The sequence below is a fragment of the Clostridia bacterium genome, from assembly GCA_036562685.1.
Taxonomy (GTDB): domain Bacteria; phylum Bacillota; class Clostridia; order Christensenellales; family DUVY01; genus DUVY01.
Map to the genome: position 1 here is coordinate 1 of DATCJR010000074.1, position 1,790 is coordinate 1,790.

The window sequence follows — 1,790 nt, forward strand, 5'->3', positions numbered from 1 at the left end:
CTTCTGCTTGTTGGTGCTGGGAAGCTAATTGAAGATTATAAGCAGCAAGTGAGAGATTTGAAATTAAAAGATCATATTCATTTTTTGGGGTATCGAAAAGATGTTCCAAATCTTATGGCTATTGCTGATGTTGCTGTTTCATCCTCGAGGCAAGAAGGGTTGCCGGTTAACGTTATGGAGGCAATGGCAACAGGGTTACCCCTTGTGGTTACAGATTGTAGAGGGAACCGGGATTTAGTTGCCAATGGAGAAAACGGATTTGTGGTTGTGTTAGATGATATAGATGCTTTTGCTGATGCAATTGAGAAACTGTATAATTCGCAGGAGTTAAGAACAAAATTTGGTCGTGCAAATTTGGAAATGATAAAAGAATATTCGCTAGAGAATGTAATAAAGTATATGGAGGAGATTTATAGGGATTATATATGATTTATTGTGAACTTTTATTGTCAGCATTTTCATGTTAATAACTATTGACAAGCAATTATTTTAAAATAATTAAATGCTAATTTTTGGATTTTTGCATTGAGGATGGTGAATTTAAAATTGATAAATAGTGCAGGGGTTGAGTTAAAAGATGAAAAATTGGGCAATATATTTATTTTTTGTATAGCAGCCATGTCTATTCTATTACATCAAGCAAGAGTAATGTTTGGTGTTAATATTTCCTTAAGCGATTTTTTTTGCGTAATTGTATTGATTTGCTTTATTTTTAAATATAAATTGTTTTTGCCTTTTAAATATTTTTTCTTTTTTTTAGTTGTTTCATTTATTGTTACCTTTGTTGCTGTGTCTTATGTTCCTGTTAGATTTAATTACGTGGCAGATTATCGTAAGGTATTTAGTGATTTTATTAAAATAATAGCAGTTTTTTTGTATTTTGTTGTAGGGTATAATATGTCAAGATTAAGATTAACAGATTTCACATTAAAATATTATTCTTTCTTTGCTCTATTTATTGGAATAATAGGAGTTCTTTTTGACTTTTTGAATATAACATTATTTTCAAAAATATTATTTTACGGTAATGTCAGGCTAAAGGGTTTAATGAATGACCCAAACTATTTTTCAATTCTACAAATAACTGCATTGGCATATTTTCTGCGAAATGTTTTTCTAAATAGATTTAAAAAGATAATAATTATAATTGCTTTTTTACTTTCGGTTTTAGCTTCTGGGTCAAAGACAGGTTTTATTGCATTACTATGTTATTTAATTTTTGTAGCAATGGAGGAACTTTTAAGAAGGCCGGCGTTAAGATTAATATCGCTGGCGATTTGTATGGTTTCTTTTGTTGCTTTGTTTTTATTAGTGCCTTATTTGATAAGTGGCTTAACTTTTTTAAGTGTATATATTTCTCAAAATATACCTGCCTTTTCGAGAATTGAATCTCTCTTTTTAGATTTCAGCAAAGCGATATCTGAAGGTGGTTCTGGCCGTGATATTGCATGGGGGATATCAATTGATCTATTAAAACTATCACCGGTATTGGGGATAGGTATAGGTACTTATGTAGGTTTGGCTAAGAAATTGTATGGAGTAGGGGTTATAGCTCATAATACTTTCCTGCAGTTATATACTGAATGGGGTATTGTCCTGGCAACATTATTGTTTGTGCATGTATTTTTTATGATCGCTAAAAGTACATTTAATAGAATGTGCAATATTGATAAAGAAAATATTATCCTAAGAGATATTATCATTATATTCTTGCTTGGTTCGGTAGGTATTTCTCTTAATAATGCGAGAATGTTTTGGTTGGCTTTAGGGGCGCTGGTTTTTAATTTAAA

At 30.8% G+C, this 1,790-nt stretch carries 2 protein-coding genes; both read left to right on the top strand.

Annotated elements, in window-relative coordinates; all coding sequences use genetic code 11:
- Nucleotides 1–429 (top strand): glycosyltransferase (locus VIL26_03255; protein HEY8389949.1); only part of this gene is annotated, 429 nt, incomplete at its 5' end.
- A gap of 117 nt (nucleotides 430–546) precedes the next feature.
- Nucleotides 547–1,790 (top strand): O-antigen ligase family protein (locus VIL26_03260; protein HEY8389950.1); only part of this gene is annotated, 1,244 nt, incomplete at its 3' end.